The 21,899-nt window shown below is 38.5% G+C and carries 19 protein-coding genes; 2 read left to right on the forward strand and 17 right to left on the reverse strand.

Going from position 1 to position 21,899, the window contains the following annotated elements; all coding sequences use genetic code 11:
• Positions 1-80: 80 nt before the first annotated feature.
• The 17 genes from LQ227_RS13755 to LQ227_RS13835 form a co-directional block, all read right to left on the reverse strand.
• The gene (locus tag LQ227_RS13755) at positions 81-683 is read right to left on the reverse strand and encodes a CDP-alcohol phosphatidyltransferase family protein (RefSeq protein WP_230146299.1); all 603 of its coding nucleotides are present in this window, start codon (positions 681-683) and stop codon (positions 81-83) included.
• Positions 684-749: 66 nt separating this feature from the next.
• Entirely contained in the window at positions 750-1,739 is a 990-nt protein-coding gene (locus LQ227_RS13760) for an aspartate-semialdehyde dehydrogenase (protein ID WP_029274013.1), read from the reverse strand.
• Between the two features lie 550 nt (positions 1,740-2,289).
• On the reverse strand, positions 2,290-3,162 hold the full coding sequence (locus LQ227_RS13765) for a sugar phosphate isomerase/epimerase (protein ID WP_230146300.1): 873 nt from the start codon (positions 3,160-3,162) through the stop codon (positions 2,290-2,292).
• Positions 3,163-3,169: 7 nt separating this feature from the next.
• Positions 3,170-4,045, reverse strand: coding sequence for a sugar phosphate isomerase/epimerase (locus LQ227_RS13770; protein ID WP_230146301.1), 876 nt, complete (start codon positions 4,043-4,045; stop codon positions 3,170-3,172).
• Positions 4,046-4,055: 10 nt separating this feature from the next.
• Positions 4,056-4,946, reverse strand: coding sequence for a hydroxypyruvate isomerase family protein (locus LQ227_RS13775; protein ID WP_230146302.1), 891 nt, complete (start codon positions 4,944-4,946; stop codon positions 4,056-4,058).
• 2 nt (positions 4,947-4,948) lie between these two features.
• Positions 4,949-6,166 carry a nucleoside permease gene (locus LQ227_RS13780; RefSeq protein WP_230146303.1) on the reverse strand — a complete coding sequence of 406 codons (1,218 nt, stop codon included), beginning with the start codon at positions 6,164-6,166 and terminating at the stop codon, positions 4,949-4,951.
• Positions 6,167-6,322: 156 nt separating this feature from the next.
• Positions 6,323-7,003, reverse strand: coding sequence for a DUF1080 domain-containing protein (locus tag LQ227_RS13785; RefSeq protein WP_230146304.1), 681 nt, complete (start codon positions 7,001-7,003; stop codon positions 6,323-6,325).
• Positions 7,004-7,063: 60 nt separating this feature from the next.
• The gene (locus LQ227_RS13790) at positions 7,064-8,521 is read right to left on the reverse strand and encodes a Gfo/Idh/MocA family protein (protein WP_230146305.1); all 1,458 of its coding nucleotides are present in this window, start codon (positions 8,519-8,521) and stop codon (positions 7,064-7,066) included.
• A gap of 31 nt (positions 8,522-8,552) precedes the next feature.
• Positions 8,553-8,939: a c-type cytochrome gene (locus tag LQ227_RS13795; RefSeq protein WP_230146306.1), complete on the reverse strand. Its 387-nt coding sequence runs from the start codon at positions 8,937-8,939 to the stop codon at positions 8,553-8,555.
• A gap of 22 nt (positions 8,940-8,961) precedes the next feature.
• On the reverse strand, positions 8,962-10,020 hold the full coding sequence (locus LQ227_RS13800; RefSeq protein WP_230146307.1) for a sugar phosphate isomerase/epimerase: 1,059 nt from the start codon (positions 10,018-10,020) through the stop codon (positions 8,962-8,964).
• Between the two features lie 9 nt (positions 10,021-10,029).
• Positions 10,030-11,187 (reverse strand): Gfo/Idh/MocA family protein, encoded by a 1,158-nt coding sequence (locus tag LQ227_RS13805; protein WP_230149676.1) that lies wholly within the window; start codon positions 11,185-11,187, stop codon positions 10,030-10,032.
• Between the two features lie 81 nt (positions 11,188-11,268).
• Positions 11,269-12,969, reverse strand: coding sequence for a GMC oxidoreductase (locus LQ227_RS13810; protein ID WP_230146309.1), 1,701 nt, complete (start codon positions 12,967-12,969; stop codon positions 11,269-11,271).
• 23 nt (positions 12,970-12,992) lie between these two features.
• Positions 12,993-13,577: a gluconate 2-dehydrogenase subunit 3 family protein gene (locus tag LQ227_RS13815; protein ID WP_029274024.1), complete on the reverse strand. Its 585-nt coding sequence runs from the start codon at positions 13,575-13,577 to the stop codon at positions 12,993-12,995.
• A 279-nt stretch (positions 13,578-13,856) separates the two neighbouring features.
• Positions 13,857-14,762 (reverse strand): TIM barrel protein, encoded by a 906-nt coding sequence (locus LQ227_RS13820; RefSeq protein WP_230146310.1) that lies wholly within the window; start codon positions 14,760-14,762, stop codon positions 13,857-13,859.
• Positions 14,763-14,808: 46 nt separating this feature from the next.
• Entirely contained in the window at positions 14,809-17,739 is a 2,931-nt protein-coding gene (locus LQ227_RS13825; RefSeq protein ID WP_230146311.1) for a TonB-dependent receptor domain-containing protein, read from the reverse strand.
• Between the two features lie 195 nt (positions 17,740-17,934).
• Positions 17,935-18,957, reverse strand: coding sequence for a FecR family protein (locus LQ227_RS13830; RefSeq protein ID WP_230146312.1), 1,023 nt, complete (start codon positions 18,955-18,957; stop codon positions 17,935-17,937).
• A gap of 107 nt (positions 18,958-19,064) precedes the next feature.
• Positions 19,065-19,625: a sigma-70 family RNA polymerase sigma factor gene (locus tag LQ227_RS13835; protein ID WP_230146313.1), complete on the reverse strand. Its 561-nt coding sequence runs from the start codon at positions 19,623-19,625 to the stop codon at positions 19,065-19,067.
• A 282-nt stretch (positions 19,626-19,907) separates the two neighbouring features.
• Between LQ227_RS13835 and LQ227_RS13840 the strand changes: the two genes are divergently transcribed.
• Together LQ227_RS13840 and LQ227_RS13845 are read left to right on the forward strand one after the other, a co-directional pair.
• A complete protein-coding gene (locus LQ227_RS13840; RefSeq protein WP_057933983.1) occupies positions 19,908-20,852 on the forward strand; it encodes an NAD-dependent epimerase/dehydratase family protein in 945 nt (314 codons plus the stop codon).
• Positions 20,853-20,926: 74 nt separating this feature from the next.
• Positions 20,927-21,655 (forward strand): YebC/PmpR family DNA-binding transcriptional regulator, encoded by a 729-nt coding sequence (locus tag LQ227_RS13845; RefSeq protein ID WP_088299327.1) that lies wholly within the window; start codon positions 20,927-20,929, stop codon positions 21,653-21,655.
• The last annotated feature ends 244 nt before the right edge of the window (positions 21,656-21,899 follow it).

The following is a 21,899-nucleotide window of genomic DNA, read 5'->3' on the forward strand; positions in this document are numbered from 1 at the left end:
ATTTAGTGATTACAATCTCTTTTTTGTATATAATTTAGTGATTACGATCTCTAAATTTATATTTTTTGGGTTAATACACTTTAGCCATTAAACAGTTTATTGCGTTTAATTTCCTTCCCCTGTCTCAATTTTACTGCATGATAAATGGTTGGTACATCGTTGGTCCATTTTTTTAGCGTGAAAACGATGGCAAGTATTTCTATTCGGGTTGCCAATCCGAGCCAAAAGCAAATTTCAAATAATACAACCGAGTCGCAATGCACTATAATTTCGACCAAAGTGGCGAATATAGTCAACGTCCAGATTTTAGCGCCGATAGAATGTGTAGCGATTTCTTTTCTGAATTTGATATAGCTTAATGCATAGGTTGAAGCTTCGAAAGCACCAAGGACAATCAGTTTTACCAAGTTGACTTTGAAGAAATCAGGACATTGGATATAAGTAGCAACCGCAACCGAGATAAAAAATACCTGATCAATACTGGAATCTAAACGTCTTAATTTTTCGGAGGAGATGTTGAGTTTTCTGGCTATTATTCCATCAAATACATCTGTTAATAAACCGATCGATAATAATGTGATTGCAAGAAAAGAATAGTGATTGACGTGGAAAAAGCTTAATAGAATTATTATAAAACCAATCAGTAACCTGGAATATATTAAAGCGATTGGAATATGTATCATGGTGGAGAGCGGGTATAAAAAAAGTCCCCCGATTTTACACCGGGGGACTTCTCTTGAGGTTATTGATTAAACTAATTCTTTCTGAATTAGATATTCGGCAATCTGAACGGCATTGGTTGCAGCGCCTTTGCGCAAGTTATCTGCAACAATCCAAAGATTTAAAGCTTTAGGTGCCGATTCGTCTCTACGGATACGGCCTACAAAAACTTCATCTTTTTCATGAGCATCTTTTGGCATTGGGTATTTTAAGTTGGCAACATCATCAACAACGATTATGCCTGGTGCTTTTTCTAAAATACTGCGCACTTCAGCTAAATCGAAGTCATTTTCGAACTCGATGTTTACTGATTCTGAGTGACCACCCATTACCGGGATACGAACTGTAGTAGCGGTAACTTTTATGCTATCATCACTCATGATTTTGTTCGTTTCCTTAACCATTTTCATTTCTTCTTTGGTATATCCGTTATCTGTGAAAACATCAATATGTGGAAGAACATTCAAATCAATTTCGTATGGATAAGCTTTAGGGCCATCAATGCCTTTACGCTCGTTCATTAATTGCTCAACGGCTTTAACACCTGTACCCGTAACCGATTGGTAAGTAGAAACGATTACACGTTTAATTTTGTATTTATCGTGCAAAGGTTTTAAAACCACTACCATTTGAATGGTAGAACAGTTCGGGTTGGCGATAATTTTGTTATCGATAGAAAGTTCGTGTGCATTAACTTCTGGTACAATTAATTTAATTGCAGGATCCATTCTCCATGCAGAAGAGTTGTCGATAACGGTTGTTCCAGCTTCTTTAAAGCGTGGAGCATGCTCCAATGAAGTATTTCCACCTGCTGAAAACAAAGCAATATCTGGTTTCATGCTGATTGCAGTATCCATGCTAACAATTGGGAACTTCTTACCCTTAAAAGTAATTTCCTTGCCAACACTCTTTTCTGATGCTACGGGAATCAACTCTGTTAAAGGGAAATTTCTTTCCTCCAATACTTTTAACATGACAGTGCCTACCAATCCGGTGGCACCTACTACTGCTACTTTCATTTTAAATTTTAATTATATATTATTAAACATTTGATATAAGTCCAAATATGCTAAAAATTAAGCTTATATCCCCATTGTTACCAATTAAATTTGCTTTTAATATTTAAAATCTTACTTTTTCAGTAGAAAATAAGGTTAAAAAGATTAGGCATAATTCGATTTAGGAAGGGCTCGTAGGTATTAATGCCGTTTGCGCTCGTTTCCTAACGAGTGCATTAATAGCTATACGATTTTATCGTTTGTAAACGACAACCTATTCAACACTCCGTTAGCGGATTGCTTGATGTTTTTGTTTTGGAAAGCATGTTACTGTGTATATTGGTTCCGAAAGTCCTGCTATCCACTTCAAGCCTCCACTGCGTTAAGGGCTTTCCGTTACTATCAGGTTTAAATAACTCAGATCAGCAGTTCTAACCTAAAATATATTGTTGAAGAATTGAAGGTTTGCTGTTTTGGAGATAGATCTCTCCATTCCGCTATGCTTCAGTCGAGATGACGATAAGTGCAGAAAACCTCGCAAGTTTTCGAAACCTGCGAGGTTTGGATGAATTTAAATCAAATTGGCTTTGATATAATCACAGCTTGTTTTGATTGAACCAAGTGGATCAGGTTGGTAATTGGTTTCGTGCTCTACAAAGAAATGTTGCATGCCTGAAAGTTTTGCCTGAGCAAAAATGCTTTTAAAGTCAATAGAACCTTTACCTACCTCGGTATTCCATTCAGGTTTGGCTTTGTCCATATCTTTAACGTGCCACATTGGGAAACGGCCAGGATATTTTTTAAACAAAGCTAACGGATCGTTACCTGAGCGTACCACCCAGTATAAATCCAATTCGAAATTTACCAGATTTTTATCGGTTTCGCTTAAGTAAACATCGTAACCAGTGGTATCACCTAATTTTTTAAATTCGAAATCGTGGTTGTGGTAGGCGAATTTTAATCCGGATGCTTTTGCAATTTCGGCAACCTTATTAAAATCATCAGCGGTTTTCTTAAAGCCATCTACACCTTTGCTCATATCTACATGCGCACCGGCAATGGTAAAATATTTACCGCCAATGGCAGCTGAAGATTCGACATCGGCTTTTAATCTGTCTGTTTTTCCGGTTTTTACAAAATCATCCATATGATAATGGCCGCTTGGTGCTTTTAAACCATTCGCATTTAACAAGGCTTTAAATTCTTTAGGGGTTAAGCCCCAAAATTTTCCATTAGAAAAACCATAGGTTTCTACTTCTTTATATCCCGCCTGTGCTACCTTTTCGATAATACCTTTTACATCCTTAGGTAGTTCATTACGTAAGGAGTACAATTGCAAACCAACATTTTTACTTGCTTTATCAAAGGCAAACGACGGGACTAATAATGCCGCTCCTGCGGCTAATCCTGCCTGTTTTAAGAAAGTTCTTCTTGAATTCATCATTTAAAATTTAAATAATTTCTTTTTTAATGTATGCACAGCTAGCTGCAACAGATTCCATTGGGTTTGGCTTGTAATTGGTTTCATGTTCTATAAAGAAGTGTTTCATGCCCGAAAGTTTGGCATCAGCAAAAATAGGTTTGAAGTTGATAGAACCTGTTCCTACCTCAGCATTTAACGCTGGATTTGCTTTATCCATATCTTTAACATGCCACATGGTAAAACGACCTGGATTTTCTTTAAATAGTTTGATCGGATCGTTTCCTGAACGTACTACCCAATATAAATCAAGTTCAAAATCAACAAGATTTTTATCGGTTCCTTTTAGCAGGATTTCGTAACCAGTGGTATCACCTTGTTTGTCGAATTCGAAATTGTGGTTGTGGTAAGCTAACCTGATACCCGCTTCTTTTGCCAATTTTCCGGCTTCATTAATTTTAACCGCAATTTTTTTGTAGTCGTCTGCACTTTTTCTAATGCTTTCATCTAACCAGGGAATGGTTACATATTCGCTTCCAAGCACTTTAGCAGCAGCAATTGCCGCTTTTAATTCTTCAGTGTTTCCATCAGTTAAATAGCTGCCTAAACCATAGTGACCGCTTGGTGCAGTTAATCCGTTATCATCAAGCAATTTTTTGAATTCGGCTGGTGTTAAGCCCCAAAATTGATCCTTTATCGAAAAACCATAGGTTTCAACTTCTTTAAAGCCGGCTTTTGCCACTTTAGCTATGGTTCCTTTTACATCTTTCGGAAGTTCATCTCTTAAAGAATATAACTGCAGACCAACTGATTTTTTATCGGAAGCCACACAAGCAAATGATGGAACCAAAAGTGCTGCAGCTGCAGCCATACTACTGTTTAAAATAAAACTTCTTCTTGATAACATAGGTATATTTTTAGATGTCGCAAATGGAAACTGCCTTTTTTAGCGAGGCTATTTTATCTGCATTTTTAGGTATAAATTCTTGTGCAACGAAACCTTTAAAGCCAGTTTCGGCAATGGCTTTCATTATTGCAGGATAGTATAACTCCTGCGTATCATCGATTTCATTTCTGCCCGGAACACCAGCGGTGTGGTAGTGGGCTATGTATTGATGGTTATCTCTAATGTTTCTAATTACATCGCCCTCATCAATCTGCATATGGTAGATATCGTATAACAATTTGAAATTTTCAGATCCTAAGCGTTTGCAAAGTTCCGCTCCCCATGAAGTTCTATCGCATTGATAATCTTTATGGTTAATTTTGCTGTTTAACAACTCCATTACCAACACAACATTGTGTTTTTCAGCCAATGGGATTAATTGCTTCAACCCTTTAACGCAATTGTTCCAGCCTGTTTCGTCATCTTTACCCCGGCGGTTTCCACTAAAACAGATTAAGTTTTTGTAACCTGCCTCGGCAACAAGCGGAATCATTGCGGTATAGTTCTGAATTAACTTTTCGTGGAATTTTTCGTCGTTAAAACCATCCACTAAATTAATCTCCGCACCATTACACATGGTCGATTCTAAGCCATGTTTTTTTAAAGTCGGCCAATCTTTTGGTCCAACTAAATCAATGCCTTTAATGCCGATTTTTTTAGCTTCAACACAAAGCCTTTCTACATCTAAACCGCTAAAACACCAACGGCAAACGGCATGATTGATATTTCCTTTTAGCCTTAGTGGCTGATCTGATTCTGATTTATCCATTGCTAATGCTGAAAATCCTGAAGAAACACCAATCGCAGCAGTTCCTGCGATGATGTTCTTTAAAGCATTTCTTCTATCCAGTTTTGTAGACATAATTATATCGGGTTAGCTTCAGTAACTGGTTTATTTTTATCGCTGAAGAATAATAAGAATAGTAGCGCAACTAATCCTGCTATAGCTGCTGGGATAATCCATATGCTTTGCCAAATATGGCCACCTTCTACAACATATTTATTAACTACCATACCTGAGATGATCGAACCAATTAACATACCAACGCCATAGGTTGCCAAAGTAATAAAGCCTTGAGCAGCACTTTTGAATTTTTCTCCAGCCAATCTATCAGTATAAATTTGTCCGGTAACAAAGAAAAAATCATAGCAAATGCCATGTAGAACAATTCCACCGATCAGCATCCAATAGTTTGAATCTGCATTTCCAAATGCAAAGAAAAGGTAACGAACAACCCATGCAATCATACCAATTGCAAGCATTTTTTTTACACCAAGACGAGCAAAGAATAGAGGCATTAATAACATAAATAGGGTTTCAGATACCTGCCCTAATGATTGAACCCCTGCCGCGCCTTTCATGCCAACTTCATTAAGAAAGGGATTGGTGAAATTGTAATAAAATGCTAGTGGAATACAGATAGCAACGGATGCTAAGAAGAATAAAAGATATGATTTGTTTTTTAACAAGCCAATAGCATCTAAGCCAATGATCTCGCCAAAAGTTGTTTTTTCTCCTTTTTTAACTGGAGGAGTGTTTGGTAAAAAGAAACTTAACAATCCTAAAATGATTGAAGCAACGGATGCCATTTTGAATGTAAATACTAAGTTACCGCTCTGTTCCCAGTTTAACCATCCAATTACTAACCCTGCAATAATCCATCCAATTGTTCCGAATACCCTGATGGAAGGAAATTCTTTCCCTGGATCTTGCATTTGTTTGAAGGATATTGAATTCACTAATGCTAAAGTAGGCATGTAAGCAATCATATATCCTAATATGAAAGGGAAGAAACTATCAAAATTTAAAGACGTTCCAGCAACCCATAAGAGTACACCTCCAACTAAATGTAATACGCCTAACACTTTTTGCGCAGAGAAAAATTTGTCTGCAATTAATCCGATAATAAATGGTGCAATAATAGCACCTAGTGATTGTGTACTATAGGCTGAACCAATTTGTACATCATTTGCTAAAAGATTTTTACCAAGGTAAGTTCCCATGGTTACAAACCAGGCGCCCCAGATAAAAAATTCCAGGAACATCATGGCAGAGAGTTTAAAGCGAGTAGTGCTATTCATTTGGCTTATATAAGGTTGTATTAAGGTATAAGGTTAAAGGTATAAGGTTAATGCGAAAGCGGATAAACGTTATGCTTTCCCGCTTTCTAACTCAAATGTCTGGTTTAAGCGAAAGAAAAGAAACCTTTAGCTTCTACCTTACGCCTTAAACCTCTATTATAGTTCTTTAATAGAGATGTTTTTGTACCAAACTTCATCTCCGTGATCTTGTAAGGCAATTTTGCCTGTTTTAAAAGTTCCCCAATTTTCCCATGTTGCAAATTTGCTGCCTGCAACAATCTTTTTCCAGTTATCATCCCAAAGGCTGGTTTTCACTACTTCAACACCATTTAAAACTAGTGTTAGTTTACCCTTTTTACTGATGATTTCTGCTTTGTTCCATTCGCCAACAGCTTTAACTGGCTCTGATGAACTTTTTACCAGATCATATAAATCGCCGGCACGGTGTTTAGTGATTTTTCCATCTGGGTGACCATCATTATCAATAACCTGCATTTCTAAGCCAGTAGAATAGGTGGCATGGTATTTAGGTTCTTCGTGAACATAAAAAATTAAACCGCTATTTGCTTTTGGAGCCACTTTCCATTCATATTTTAAATGGAAATCGCCGTATTCCTTATCGGTAACCAAATCGCCGCCACCGTCTTTACCTTTGGTAGCCAAATCTAAATGAAGGGCACCATCCTGAACCTGCCAGGCGCTACCAACCGTAGTTTTGTTGTAAGTATGCCAGCCTGTTGTTGTTTTACCATCAAAAAGTGGCTTAAAGCCCTTTTGAGCCTTTGATATTTGTGTTAAGCTTAACAAAATGCAAGCAGAAAGAAAGATTTTTTTCATTTTTTTGAATTTAAACCTCGCAGGTTTTTAAAACCTGCGAGGTTTGTAGATGTGTTTTTATTAAAGCGTTAAATTGTTCCAGCCTTTGCGGTATTCGCGTTTTACAAACTGGTTGGCTTCGTCAAAATTGGTAACTTTCATATTGTCGTTATCCCAAAGCATTTTAGTGTACCTGCCTGGGTAAGTAGTTTTACCGTTTACCGTTTTTTGGATATCGAAACTTCTGATTGCCAGATTTGCCATCAGTAAAGCTTCTGTTAATGGACCGGCAATTTCGAAAGGCGAACTTACTTCTTGCTTGCCATAACCCGCAATTGCGGCTTCAACCCATTGTTTATAGTGCCCGTTTGCGCCATCTGGTACACGAGTGTATTTTGGTGCTACCTTAATGTCTTTGTTTTTACTTAAAGGCAATAATTTGGGGTTTGCACTATAGGTTTCAGACATCATTTTACCTTTAGTTCCAATAAACAAGGTACCATTACCACCATCGCCAAAAGTTTCGTTTGCTTCTAATTCTTCAGGGCGTTCTGGTTGGATGCCACCGTCCATCCAGTGTAAAGTAACATCACCTTTGGTTTTGTCCGTTTTAGGGAATTTCAAGGTAACATGGCTTGATGGAGGGCAGCTTTCAGGGAAATAACCACGTTTAAATTCATCAACATAAACAGAACCTACACTGGCCTGAACTTCTTTTGCATATTTTAAGTTTAATACGCTAAAGGGGGCTTCGATTAAGTGACAGCCCATATCGCCCAAGGCACCAGTGCCATAATCCCACCAGCCACGCCAGTTAAAAGGAACCAGTTTGTCAATGTAATCTTTTTCAGGCGCAGTACCTAGCCATAAATTCCAATCCAATTCGGCAGGGATTTCGGCTTTTTTTGTTGGGCGAGGAATGCCTTGTGGCCAAACCGGTCTATCAGTCCATGCATAAACCGTGTGTACATCGCCAATTAAACCAGCTTCGTACCATTCTTTCATTTGGCGTGGACCATCGTTTGATGCACCTTGATTTCCCATTTGGGTTACCACTTTATATTTTTTTGCGGCAGCAGTTAGAATCCGCGCCTCATAAATATCATGTGTTAAAGGTTTCTGCACATAAACGTGTTTGCCCAATTGCATAGCTGCTAAAGCCTGGATAGCATGATTATGATCAGGAGTAGAAACAGACACAGCGTCAAAATTTTTATGTTCCTTATCTAACATTTCGCGCCAATCTTTATAGTATTTTGCTTTAGGAAAAGCTTTAACACTATTTGCCGCACGGCGATCATCTACATCGCATAAAAAAGCAATGTCTGCTTTTCCGCTTTTGTAAAACATGCTTAAATCGCTTTGGCCTTTTCCGCCAACACCAATACCGGCAACCAATAAACGATCGCTTGGTGCCAGATAACCGGGGCCACCTAAAACATGGCGGGGCACGATCATAAACGCAGCAGCGGCAATAGCTGTGGTCTTAATAAAATCACGGCGGTTACTCGTGTTTTTATTTTCTTGCTCTGTTTTCATATAAGTAAATCGATTTGCTAACTCGGGTCGATTATTTTTTCTTTAAAGATAAGATATACTTTACCATTAATTTTGCATCGTCTTTTTTAAGGGTAGCATGAGCAGTCATCGGCATATTGCCCCAAACCCCTGTTCCACCTTTAATAATCTTATCGGCTAACATGTTGATGTTTTTCTCGGTAGCCGGATATTTTTTTGCGATTTCTACGTATGCAGGACCAATAATTTTGTTGGTCTTGTTATGGCAACCCAGGCAGTCTGATTTGTTGATCAGTTTTTCGCCTGGATTTGATTGAAAAGCCGCATGGCTTGTTACTGTTGCAGCTGCAACCACGGTTTTCTCCTTCGCTAAATCGGCTTTTGAAAACGACGCCATAAAAATGACTATTGCGCCTAAAGCTAAAAATGTTTTTTTCATCTTGTGTGTGTTTTGTGTTTTGTTATTCTTGTAATCCTAATATTCTTTTATTGAAAGTGCTATCACTACCCGATGCTGCAAAATCATCAAATGCTTTATCGGTTACGTTAATGATATTCTTTTTAATAAATTCTGCGCCTTCGCGGGCACCATCTTGCTGGTTTTTGATACAGCATTCCCATTCCATAACGGCCCAACCTTTAAAATCATATTGCGCCAATTTACTAAAAATGGTTTTAAAATCAACTTGACCATCACCTGGTGAGCGGTAACGACCGGCTCGGTTTGCCCAACTCTGGTATCCACCAAAAGTGCCTTGTTTGCCTGTAGGGTTAAATTCTGCATCTTTAACATGGAACGCTTTTATGCGTTCATGGTAAAAATCGATGTATTGAATGTAATCCAATTGTTGCAACACAAAGTGCGATGGATCATACAATAAGCATGCCCGAGGATGATTATTTACCGCAGCGAGGAACATTTCGTAGGTTTCGCCATCAAATAAATCTTCACCAGGGTGTATTTCGTAGCAAACATCAACGCCACATTGGTCGAATTCGTTTAAGATGGGTGTCCAGCGTTTTGCCAGTTCTGCAAAACCCTCTTCAACCAATCCTGCCGGGCGTTGTGGCCAGGGGTGGAAATATTGCCACAATAATGAGCCGCTAAATGTGGCATGCGCATTTAAACCTAAGTTTTGAGAGGCTTTAGCAGCATATTTCATTTGTTGTACAGCCCATTCTGTTCTTGCTTTTGGATTCTTATGTACTTCTTTTGGTGCAAAAGCATCAAACAGATCATCGTAAGCAGGGTGTACCGCAACCAATTGACCTTGTAAGTGTGTAGAAAGTTCCGTAATTTCTAAGCCATAAGAAGCAATTTTTCCTTTCAGTTCATCGGCATAGGTTTTGCTTTCGGCAGCCTTTTGAAGATCAATAAATCTTGTATCTAAGGTTGGCATCTGAATGCCTTTAAAACCTAAACCTGCTGCCCATTTACAAATACTGTCCAGGGAGTTAAATGGGGCTTCGTCGCTTATAAATTGTGCTAAAAATACTGCTGGTCCTTTTATCGTTGTCATGCTTGATTGTTATAATTTATAATCTAACCACTTTTGGTCCGATTGGCTGGAAGCCACAACATTTTCGATAAATGCCATTCCTCTAATTCCATCTTCAGTACTTGGAAAGTCTAACATTGCAGCAGTAGGTTGCTCGTTATTCAACTTTGCATCTACTGTTAATGCAAAGTTTTTATAAATATTTGCAAATGCTTCTAAGTAACCTTCTGGGTGACCACCAGGTGTTCGGGTGTTGTGCTGTGCGAAACTGCCCATATAACCGTTGCCTGTTCTGTAAATTTGAGCAGGGGCATTTAACCATTTCACAATTAAGGTATTCGGTTCCATTTGGTGCCATTCCATGCCACCTTTTTCGCCATATACTTTAATTTTTAATGCATTTTCTTCTCCGGCAGCAATTTGCGAAGCCACAAGAACACCGTTGGCACCATTATCGAATTTTAACAATACGTTTCCATCATCATCAATAGCTCTACCCGGAACAACAATACTTAAATCAGCACAGATTTTAGTAATTTTTAAACCAGAAATATACTCTGCTAAATGAGCGGCATGCGTACCGATATCGCCCATGCTACCGCTTTTCCCAGTTTTAGATGGATCAGTACGCCAGGCTGCCTGTGCATTTCCTTCACGCTCTGATAAGGTGCTTAACCAACCTTGAGGATATTCGACCATGATTTTTCTGATTGCGCCTAAAGCACCTTCGCTAACCATTTGTTTGGCCTGTTTAACCATTGGGTAACCAGAGTAGGTATGTGTTAAACATAGTGTTAAGCCAGTTTCTTCTACTTTAGCTTTTAGCTGTTTTGCTTCTTCCAAAGTTAAAGTCATTGGTTTTTCAATCACCACGTTAAAACCCTTATCCAAAGCCATCATTGCAGGAGCAAAGTGAGCAAAGTTTGGGGTAACGATAGTTACAAAGTCAATTCTTTCATCTGCTGGCAATTCACTTTCCTTTGTCAGCATTTCTTCGTAATTGGTGTAGATTCTGTTATCCGGAAGAAAAAGTAGTTTTCCAGATTCGTATCCAATTTCAGGATTTACACTTAAAGCTCCGGCAGATAATTCAATAAGGCCATCCATATTGGCAGCCAAACGGTGTACGGCACCGATAAAAGCGTCTTTTCCACCGCCTATCATGCCCATTCTTAATTTTCTTTTCATTTTTATAAAAGGTGTGAGGCGTAAAGTGTAAGGCTTAGGGCAATTTCCCTTATACCTTAAACCCTACGCCTTTTACCTTGTCTAGATGTTCTTTTTCTTTAATTCTTTTACAGCGTAATCGCAGGCACGGGCAGTTAAAGCCATAAATGTTAACGATGGGTTTTGGCAAGCGATTGATGGCATACAAGATCCATCAGTTACAAAAACATTGTTTACTTCGTGCATTTGGTTCCATTTATTCAGTACAGAAGTTTTTGGATCGTTACCCATTCTTGCGGTACCCATTTCGTGGATCGCCATACCTGGATAACAACCATTATCGAATGTTTTGATGTTTTTCATGCCAGCCTTTTCTAACATTTCGGCAGCATCATTCATCATATCCACACGCATTTTTTTCTCGTTCTCTTTATACTCACAGTCGATAGCCAGTACGGGTTGTCCCCATTTATCTTTTTTGGTTTTATCGATGTATACCTTGTTTTCGTAATAAGGTAACATCTCTCCAAAACCGCCCAAGCCCATAGACCATTTGCCTGGAGTGGTCATTTTTTGTTTTAAATCTGCTCCGAAAGACAATTCAGCAACATCATCTTGCCAATTTGCTCTGCTTGCACCACCCTGATAACCGAAACCGCGCAGATAATCGCGTTTATCGTTGCCGATATTCTGATACCTAGGTACATAGATTCCGTTTGCACGGCGGCCGTAAGTGTATTTGTCATCAAAACCTTCAGCCTCTCCAGATGCTCCGCAACGGAAATGGTGGTCCATTAAATTGTGTCCTAGCTGACCACTTCCATTACCCAATCCATTTGGATGTGCTTCTGATGTAGAGTTTAACAAAACGAAGGTTGAACCTAATGTAGAACCATTTACAAAAACGATTTTAGCATAAAATTCCATTGTTTTGTTGGTTTCGGCATCAATAACCATTACACCTTTGGCTTTTTTAGTGTCTTTATCATAAATAATATGATTTACGATAGAGTACGGCCTTAAAGTTAAACGTTTAGTTGCCATAGCTGCGGGCAGCGTAGAAGACTGAGTACTGAAATATGCACCAAACGGACAGCCGCGGCTACATAAATTTCTGTACTGGCAATTGCCACGGCCTTTATGTGGCACAGTTAGATTGGCAACACGGCCAATCATCATAATCCGTTCTCTTTTATAGTGCTCTTCAATACGTGCTTTAACGGATTTTTCTACGATATTTAAATCCATTGGCGGTAAAAATTGCCCGTCAGGGCAGGTAGACCAGTTTTCTTTTGAACCACTGATCCCTGCAAAACGTTCTGCATAATCGTACCATGGAGAAAGTTCTGCATAACGAATAGGCCAATCGGCTCCGTGTCCATCTTTTGCATTGTCTTCAAAATTATGATCGCTAAATCTATAACTTTGGCGGCCCCACATTAACGATTTTCCACCCACGTGGAAACCACGGTACCAATCGAAACGTTTATCTTCCGTATACGGGCATTCTAAATCGTTTACCCACCATTTTTCATTTGCTTCTTGGTAAGGATAATCTCTTTTTTGTACCGGGTGCGTACGTTTTTGCTCTTCGGTAAGTTTTCCGGCATGTTTAAAATCCCATGGATTTTTCATTGCCGTTTCGTAACCGGTAATGTGCTCAATGTTCATTCCTCTTTCGAGCATCAACACGCGTAAGCCCTTTTCTGTTAGTTCTTTGGCAGCCCAGCCACCGCTAATTCCCGATCCTATAACAATAGCATCGTAAGTATTTTCTGCTTTTAAATTTGTATTTAAATTCATGATGTTTTGTTGTTGTTTAGAAATTAGGTTGCCCAAGATTTTTGACCTGGTTTTAATGGCGCATTGCCATCATATCGGCCTGGAATAAGCACATATTCGCGTGCTTTGGTACAACCAATTTCTGAAGAATAATAACCAAGTAGGGTTAAATCTCTTGCAGTAATAAAAAAGTAAGCTAAATCTTTATTCTCTTCTGATTTGCTCGCTTTTTGGGCAAGTGCGATTGCCCTTAAATCGATCATTAGTTTTTTACGGTCGGCTGGTGTTAAAGTGATATAACTTTTTCCAAAATCTTTCATCGATTTAGCCTGAAGATCTTTAAACCCTTGCGCAAATGAGGTTTGCATGGTGGCAGGGTAACAATCTTTCATCATCATCGGGATAAATTTCCCTAAACCTGCAGCTTTGGCGCCAGCAGATGATTTGGTAGTGGGAACAATAATATCAGCGAATTCAGCAAAAATTTTTTCGTCTTCCAGTGAATAGAGGACAAAGTTCTTTTCGTTTTCCGGTAGCGTAAAACTTTCAAATAAAACGCCCATTGTGCTTGCTGAGATTGCTCCACCCAGCAAAAATGCAACGTTTTTGAGTGCTTCTCTTCTGTGCATCGTCTTTATGATTTTATATATTGGTTACTTATGTGTTGAATTAGTAATATTAGAAAAAATATAACGGAAAGAATAACTTTTTTAAGTTAAATTATCGGTATGCAATGTGATTGTTACTGAGTAGAATTGTTCTAAATAAATTACTTTTTATTGCTTTATTGTAGCTTAAACGATGTTTTTATGTCGATTTTACTTGGTGTAAAAAGTACATTTAGTATAGGTAAGCATATTATTTACTAATAAATCTAAAAACACCGGTTTTTTAAGGAGAAAATCTGCTTAAAGTAGGTTTTTTTTGACGTAGTTGTAGCTTTCTGCTATACTCTCATAAGGTGCTTTCCTGATGATGTCCTGTTCCGTGAAAATATAATCTACTCCAGCTAATTTAGAAGCAGCAAAAATGCGTTTGAAATCTATCCTGCCAGAACCCACCTCCACGAAAACTGTTTTGTCAGTTTTATCCATATCCTTAACATGGAACATTTTATAGCGGCCTGGATTTTTCTTGAACATATCAACAGGATTTAAACCTGCATTTACCGCCCAAAAGATATCGAGTTCAAAGCCGACCAGTTTGGCATCGGTTTCGGCGAGCAGGATTTCGTAGCCTGTAACTCCATTGCCCTGATCTTTAAATTCGAAGTTATGGTTGTGGTAAGCTAATTTCAATCCTGACTTTTGGCAAAGCTCGGCCGCTTGGTTAAATTTTGAGGCCATGCGCTTGTAATCATCTAATGTTCCATTGGCCCTGATATTGGTAGGCAAAGCTGGGATAACGAAATATTTCTGGCCAACGGTGGCTGCGGTTTCGATGTGCGATTTTAGTACTTTATCGTCGCCTGAGGATAAAAACTCAGTTAGGTTATAATGGCCGCTGGGAGAAGTAAGGCCATTTGCTTTTAATAAGGTATTAAAGTCTTGGGGTTCCAAACCCCAAAAACCTTTCACTTCGTATTTGCCAGGATAACCATAATAGGTTTCTACCTGGTTGTAACCGATTTTAGCCACCTGTTCTATTGTGGCTTTTACATCTGCAGTTAACTGCTCCCTTAAAGTGAAAAGTCCGATTCCGATTTTTGAAACTTTAGCAGACTCAGCTAAGGCTGTTGTAACTAATGATGGACTTAAAAAAGCTGCTGCACCAGCAAGGCTTACCTTTTGTAAAAATGATCTTCTTGTTGTCATGATGTTTAGAATTAAAAAACCGGAGCGTAAACTCCGGTTTTATTTGTTAGAATGAATAAGCTAATGATCCCCAGAAAGTACGTTGAAGTAATGTTCTGCCAATCATTAATGTGCCAGGGGTTATGGTTGAGAAATCTCTGAACTGATCTCCTCGAACATCGCCCTCTGTCAACACTTTTGCATTTAACAAGTTGTCTGCCCAAAATCTTATTGAAATCTTTTTAGTAAAATTATATCCTGCCCCAGCTTTCATTACTACATAAGCAGGTAGTTTATAGCTATCGCTAGGAGAGGTGAAGCGGCTGCCTACGTAATTTGCTGCAATATATAAGTTAAAGTTTTTGTAGTCGTAATTGGCGCCAAGTTCGGTGTTGAGTACAGGAACACGTTCGGTCCTTTTGCCGGTGAAGCTATAGATCCGATTGCCGAATTCGGCTGCAACAGCAGCATTGTTACTCGTGTTTGCTTCGTAATCGGTGTATTTGGAGTCTTGCAATGTTCCGGTTAAACGTAAGCTTAGTGGTTTAGCGATTTTGTAAGAAACCTCATACTCGGCACTCCAAGTACGTGTAGAGCCAAATGCCACCAATGCCTGTAAACCTGAAGCAACTGTTGGCACATTAATGGTTAATGATGTGTTTTTAATTGCCGAATAACTTCCAGATGCAAAAATGGCCAAGTTGTTTTTAGCATATTTAAAACCTACTTCACCTAAATAAACCGGGCGTTTTTTAATGTTTACGGCGTTATAGGCTGATGCATTATAGTCGCCAATGTTTGGTGCGTTATAAGCTTTTGTAGCCCTTGCAAAAATACTTGATGTAGTGTTTATTTTGTAATTTGCTCCTACTGAAGCTGCCCAGTTGGTTAAAGTTTCATCATAATGCGTGTAGCCTAAGATATTCGGGTTTGCACTGGCGGTTGTATTAACCGTACCATTTGCATTTAATGCATAATAAGGTCTGTCGCCTTTAACATTTTGATTATCAATCCGGGCACCAATATCTAAACGCCATTTTTCAGATATTTTAATCTCATCTCCGGCATACAAGGATAGGGTTCTCGTATCGCCAATAAAAGTGTTTTTGGTCTGGATGGTACGCTCTGCAGCCGTTGGTGATTGTAATAAAATGCTAGGGTGTTCTTTAAATTCAGTAAATGAACGGAAAGCATAACGTAAATCATCCCGGTTATACTGGTGGATGCCCAATCCGATGTTAAGACTATGGTTTTTTACTTTCTTTCTTAAATCCAGGTAATCAACAATCTGAACATCACTATTAATTTGTCCTTGTGCATTAGAGGTAATTACATAATCTCCAGCTACAAAAGGTGCCACTGAACCACCAGGGTAGTAATAAGGCGTTGCTGCTGTTCTCGCTACAATTCCTGCAGGGGCAGTATAGGTAGAATTGGTATGGGTATTTTGATAACGGAAATTGTTAACAATCTGCCAGCCACTGTCGGTTAGGTAGTTGAACTGAAAACCGCCCGATCCTAATTTGGTGTGAATTCCATCTGTTAAACTAAAATTATGGCTTCCTGCTGCCGGATCGTTATAACTCCATTCTGTTTGAGTTGGCGTAATCGATTGAGAAGCCATATCATAATCGCGGTAAGTAGTTGGTTTCCCGGTACCATCGTAAGGGTAATAACTCGTTAGTAAGAACTGAACTTTATCATTCAGGTATTTACCATACACCCTAAAAAATCCTTTATTGTTCTTAAAATTAAAAGTCATGTTCCCTTTAATCTGTCCACCCTCATTAGCTGGCTTAAAACCCTGATCTACCACACCGTTATCGGTACGGTAAAAACCACCGATATTGTATTTAATCTGGTCATTTATTTTGCCTCCGGTGTTGCCGTCAACACGGTACAAACCTTGCGAAAAGCCTGTTGTAAGCTTAAATTGACCATATTGTTTATCTGCACCAACATAGCTGATGTTATTTACCACCGCACCTGGTGTGTTGGCCTGAACAATTGAGGCGTTACCCCCTCTGATGGCTTCTATGTTCTGGATAGTCAGATCTGTTTTATAATATTGATCTACAGATGGGTTGGTGTTGAAACCTGTTGGCAAAAGTGGTAAACCATCTTCCTGTATACCCAGGAAGATATATCCGCCCTGCTGCGGAAAACCCCTTACCCAAACATTTCCCGGACCATCGCCACCTGTACTTTCTACCGTTAAACCTGGTATGGCTTTTAATAAATCGGTACTGTTTAAAGGTGCCCGGTTGGTGATATCTTTATTACTCACTGAAGTTAAGGCCACACTGCTTTCTAATTTTTTCTTAGGATTACCGCCGGTTACCATCACACTTTCCAATTGTAGGTTATCTTCTGATAAGCTGATACTCAGGTTTTCGTCGGCATTGCCAGGTGATAGGTTTACTTCTTTGGAAATGAAACCTACGTATCTTACCACGATTACACGGCTGTCGACAGTTAAGCCTTTTAGTGCAAAAGCACCATTTTCGTCGGTTGTGGTCCCGATTGATTTTCCTTTAACGGTAACTGATACGCCAGGGATAGCATTGCCTTTACTGTCGGTTACTTTTCCAGTAACAATGCCTTCAAAGGTTTTTAGTAGTTCGAGGTTGTTATTGGCGGGAATAGAATAGAGCAGAATCTGATCTTTAACTATCCTATATCCCACGTCATAACGTTTTAGCGAATTCTCAAGAAAGTATTTAAGCTTTTGGTTAACCACATTAATAGAAACTTTACGGTTGGAGTTTATTAATTGTGGGCTGTAAACAAATTTAACATTGGCTAAGTGTTCTGTTTTTTCTATAATGGTTTTAATATCTGTTTGATCAGCTTTGATCGAAATTGATTTATTCAGAAAATCTTGTGCGTCGACATTTTTGGCAAAAGCACCACAAGTAAAAATTATTATTGCAAGTATTTGGTAAATCGAAACTCTCATTGCATATATCGCCAGCGAAATAAGTTGATTTTTTTTCATAAATTTGGTTATTGTTCATTAAATGATTGGATTTATTGGACATAGAAATACCATGAATACATTTCTAATGTATTTAACTCGCCGGCAATGCCCCACATTGTCGGCTTTGTTTTTTAGAAAAATATTATGGAAAATGGCGCCGCGGTTACGGGCTGTTGGTGTTGTGGTTCTTCTTCATCATGTTTATATATTTGGTTAGTTTTTATTCGAAACCACAATGGTGGTTCCTTGGATGTAATATTTGCTTGATATGGTTCCACAGATCAGGTCGAGCTGCTCATATAGCCCTTTTTTGCTTAAATCTCCGGTAAAAGTATAGGTCGAAATCTGCTCATTATCCGATTTTATCTCTATCCCATATGCTTCAGATAAAGTTTTGAAAATTTCTTTAATGCTTTCTTCCTTAAAATTGTAGCTCAAGCTTGAGGGTATGTTATAAGCTTCGGCCAATGGAATAGGCTTGCTTACCAATGTTTTATTTAATTTGTGGTTGGAAAAAACACCTTTTTGATTTGGCGTAAGCAGAATTGGTTTAGCCGGTTTTTCTTTAACGAAAGTAAATAACGAATTTTTTTGATTTTCTTCTACCTGAACTTTTCCAGTCCTTACGGCAACCTGGGCGGGAAGTTTATCTGTTGACGATTTTACCCAAAAGCTGGTACCCAAAACACGTATAACCAGTTTTTGATTATATACATAAAACGGCCGCTTTGGGTTTTTGCTTACCGAAAAGAAGGCTGTTCCTTTTAAATAAACCATTCTTTTGTTGACAGCAAAAACTTTTGGATAAATAATATTGGCTTGTGGTTTAAGTGTTACCGTGCTTTCATCGCTAAGCGCTATAATGATGGGACGATCAGTATCATTGGTTTTGCTGATTAAGCTTAAATTGCTGTTTTCATCAATAAAAGATTGTTCAGCATGGTTGTAGTTCGTTAGGTACAATCCCCCGATAAAAAAGGCAACCAATATAGCTGCTGCGATTGCAAATTTTGGCCAAAGCCTTTTAACCTTTAATGTTGGTGCTGGTTTGCGTTCAATATTATTGATGTTTAGCCAGGTATTGGCCTGCATTTCCTCCAGTGCGGTTGAAGATAGATCTTTAAAATTCCTGCTATTTAAGTTATGATACCATTTATCTACCCAAAGCTTTTCGGCTTCGGTACAATTTCCGTTTTCGTAACGGCTTAGTAAATCGTAAAATGATTTCTGGTCCATAAGAAAGAATATTTGGCTTTATACTATACAAGTAACACAATGAATGCAAACCCCTAAAGGTAGGAGGTAAAAAAAACTAAAATAATTTGTAATTATCTGATAGTCAGCTATAAAAAGATATAGAAATTTTTAATATATTCTTTAATCCTTTTAATTGAGCGGGTAATGTGATATTCTACCGCTTTTTCGGAGATATTTAGACCAGCAGAAATATCTTTAGTAGATTGGTGCTGGTAGCGGCTCAGCCTGAAAACCTCCTGTGTTTTTTCTGGAAGGGAGTTGATACCTTCTTCAATGATGGAAGATAGATCGTGAAGATCGACCAGATTCGTAGTATCCTGATGGTTTTCTGAATAGGTTAGGCTTTGGTACTCCATGTACTTATTCTCCATAACCAGGCTCCTGATGTGGTTAATCACACTTAACTTCAAGGCTCCGAACAAATAAGCCTGGAGGTTATTAATCACTGCTTCCTGCCGCTTTTCCCAAAGGGAGATAAAGATGTTCTGCACCAGTTCTTCAGCAATTACCTTGTCGCCTGTTTTTTTGTAGGCTGCCAATAAAAGCTCATTACTATAAGTGAAATATATTTTTTCGTAAGCCTGCTTATCGCCCAGTTGTAAGCGATCAAGTAAATCATCAGATTTTTCAGGCTCAGCGTGAGTCATTTGTTATTTGGTTATGCAGGTAAGTGTAGTAAATGTAATAAAATTAATGTTGAAATGTAATCAAGTTTGATTGTTGTATGATCTCATTGTTGAAAGGTTCAAATACCTGAGATATCAGTTAACAGTTTTCAGTTGGCAATTTGCAGTTAGCAATGCAACAATTAAACAATCCGGTTAACAGTTAACTAGTTTATACAATTAACCACTATTCTATACACTAAGTATAAATATTTTATCGCCTTTTATCTCATTTTTTTACCTTTGCTCAATCTCAAAAAAATTATGCAAGAAAAAATTGTTGTTTTAGGCTCTAACGGGCAAATTGGTACCGAGTTGGTAACCATGTTACGTAAAATATATGGTGATGATCATGTGGTTGCATGCGATATTCGCAGACCAGATTATGATATCAAAAACTCTGCACCGTTTGAATTTGTGAATGTGCTTGATAAAGAAATGATCAATGGTATTTTTCACAAATACAAACCAACACAGGTTTACCTTTTAGCAGCTTTATTATCGGCTACAGGTGAGCAGAATCCAAAATTAGCCTGGGATTTAAATATGAACGGCTTGCTGAATGTTTTAGATTTAGCTTTAGAATATAAAACCGCTAAGGTATATTGGCCAAGTTCTATTGCTGTATTTGGCCCGAATTCGCCAAAAGATAATACCTCGCAATATTGTGTAATGGATCCGAATACCGTTTATGGAATCAGTAAACTGGCAGGCGAGCGCTGGTGCGAATATTATAACCAAAAATACGGATTAGATGTGAGGAGTATCCGTTATCCAGGATTAATCAGCTGGAAAGCTGCTCCAGGTGGTGGTACAACAGATTATGCAATCCATATTTTTCACGATGCATTGAAAAAAGGCAGTTATCAGAGTTTCTTAAATGCAGAAACGGAGTTGCCAATGATGTATATGGATGATGCGATCCGCGGAACAATTGAACTGATGGATGCACCGGCAGATCAGATTTCGGTGCGTAGCAGCTATAATTTTGGTGGGGTAAGTTTTACACCTGAGGTTTTAGCAGCCGAAATCAGAAAACATATTCCAGATTTTACATTATCTTACGCTGCTAATGATCCCCGTCAGCAAATTGCAAATAGCTGGCCACGTTCTATCGACGATAACTACGCTGCAAAAGATTGGGGATGGAAACCAGAATTCGATTTATCGAAACTGACAATTGATATGTTGAATAATTTAAAAAAATAATATAAAGGTAGAGGGTTGAAAGGTTGAAGGCATAAGGTCTCCTATCTCAAATCTTATATCTCAATACTCGAAAAATGGGAAGAGCATTCGAATTTAGAAAAGAGAGAAAATTTAAGCGTTGGGCCAAAATGGCGGTTCAGTTTACGCGTATTGGTAAAGATATTGTAATGGCAGTTAAGGAATCCGGACCTCATCCGGAAACCAACTCGCGCTTACGTACGGCGATGCAAAATGCGAAAGCGGTAAACATGCCAAAAGATAGGGTAGAGGCAGCTATTAAGCGTGCATCTGATAAATCGATGGCCAATTACGAAGAAATTGTATACGAAGGTTATGCACCACACGGCGTAGCAGTTTTAATTGAAACAGCTACAGATAATACCAACCGTACCGTAGCAAACGTTCGTAGTTATTTTAACAAAACGGATGGTTCTTTGGGTAAAACCGGATCGTTAGATTTCGTTTTTAGCCGCAAATCTGTTTTCCGTTTTGTACCGGCTGAAGGTTTAGACTTAGAAGAGTTAGAGTTTGAACTCATTGATGCTGGTTTAGAAGAATTGTACGTAGAGGCTGATGAAGAAGGCAACGATATCGCTGTTGCTCAAGGTGCTTTCGAAAACTTTGGTTCTTTACAAAAAGCTTTAGAAGAAAAAGGCATTGAGTTAAAGAGCTCAAAACTAGAGCGTATTGCTTTGTCTCACCATGAGGTTACAGAAGAACAAGCTGCTGACGTTTTGAAATTGATCGATAAGTTAGAGGAAGATGATGATGTGCAGGCTGTTTACCATAATATGGCGGAGTAATATCAATTGGAATATTTTACAAGAGCCTGAAGATTTTTTCTTCAGGCTTTTTTATGGTTTTTATTTTTTTGAAGAGCAAAACCTGTGTATTTCGGTTACAGCAGTCCCGCCATCATTTCAAGTCTTCGGTCTCGTTCCTCAACCTCCGGGCTTTTCATTTTGTCGGGTCTAGGTTACTCCTCTCGTCTTAGCGAGACGCTAAGACGAGAGGAAGATAGATACTGAAACAAGTTCAGTAAGGCGG

This window comes from Pedobacter sp. Bi27 (assembly GCF_918698255.1).
In the GTDB taxonomy this organism is placed as follows: domain Bacteria; phylum Bacteroidota; class Bacteroidia; order Sphingobacteriales; family Sphingobacteriaceae; genus Pedobacter.

Bases quoted from the DNA above. Each gene is read 5' to 3' on its own strand.
- LQ227_RS13790 (WP_230146305.1), bottom strand. From the start codon at position 8,521: ATGAAAACAGAGCAAGAAAATAAAAACACGAGTAACCGCCGTGATTTT.
- LQ227_RS13840 (WP_057933983.1), top strand. From the start codon at position 19,908: ATGCAAGAAAAAATTGTTGTTTTAGGCTCTAACGGGCAAATTGGTACC.
- LQ227_RS13830 (WP_230146312.1), bottom strand. From the start codon at position 18,957: ATGGACCAGAAATCATTTTACGATTTACTAAGCCGTTACGAAAACGGA.
- LQ227_RS13805 (WP_230149676.1), bottom strand. From the start codon at position 11,187: ATGAAAAGAAAATTAAGAATGGGCATGATAGGCGGTGGAAAAGACGCT.
- LQ227_RS13835 (WP_230146313.1), bottom strand. From the start codon at position 19,625: ATGACTCACGCTGAGCCTGAAAAATCTGATGATTTACTTGATCGCTTA.
- LQ227_RS13775 (WP_230146302.1), bottom strand. From the start codon at position 4,946: ATGTCTACAAAACTGGATAGAAGAAATGCTTTAAAGAACATCATCGCA.
- LQ227_RS13795 (WP_230146306.1), bottom strand. From the start codon at position 8,939: ATGAAAAAAACATTTTTAGCTTTAGGCGCAATAGTCATTTTTATGGCG.
- LQ227_RS13770 (WP_230146301.1), bottom strand. From the start codon at position 4,045: ATGTTATCAAGAAGAAGTTTTATTTTAAACAGTAGTATGGCTGCAGCT.
- LQ227_RS13845 (WP_088299327.1), top strand. From the start codon at position 20,927: ATGGGAAGAGCATTCGAATTTAGAAAAGAGAGAAAATTTAAGCGTTGG.
- LQ227_RS13755 (WP_230146299.1), bottom strand. From the start codon at position 683: ATGATACATATTCCAATCGCTTTAATATATTCCAGGTTACTGATTGGT.
- LQ227_RS13820 (WP_230146310.1), bottom strand. From the start codon at position 14,762: ATGACAACAAGAAGATCATTTTTACAAAAGGTAAGCCTTGCTGGTGCA.
- LQ227_RS13825 (WP_230146311.1), bottom strand. From the start codon at position 17,739: ATGAAAAAAAATCAACTTATTTCGCTGGCGATATATGCAATGAGAGTT.
- LQ227_RS13810 (WP_230146309.1), bottom strand. From the start codon at position 12,969: ATGAATTTAAATACAAATTTAAAAGCAGAAAATACTTACGATGCTATT.
- LQ227_RS13780 (WP_230146303.1), bottom strand. From the start codon at position 6,166: ATGAATAGCACTACTCGCTTTAAACTCTCTGCCATGATGTTCCTGGAA.
- LQ227_RS13815 (WP_029274024.1), bottom strand. From the start codon at position 13,577: ATGCACAGAAGAGAAGCACTCAAAAACGTTGCATTTTTGCTGGGTGGA.
- LQ227_RS13785 (WP_230146304.1), bottom strand. From the start codon at position 7,003: ATGAAAAAAATCTTTCTTTCTGCTTGCATTTTGTTAAGCTTAACACAA.
- LQ227_RS13760 (WP_029274013.1), bottom strand. From the start codon at position 1,739: ATGAAAGTAGCAGTAGTAGGTGCCACCGGATTGGTAGGCACTGTCATG.
- LQ227_RS13765 (WP_230146300.1), bottom strand. From the start codon at position 3,162: ATGATGAATTCAAGAAGAACTTTCTTAAAACAGGCAGGATTAGCCGCA.
- LQ227_RS13800 (WP_230146307.1), bottom strand. From the start codon at position 10,020: ATGACAACGATAAAAGGACCAGCAGTATTTTTAGCACAATTTATAAGC.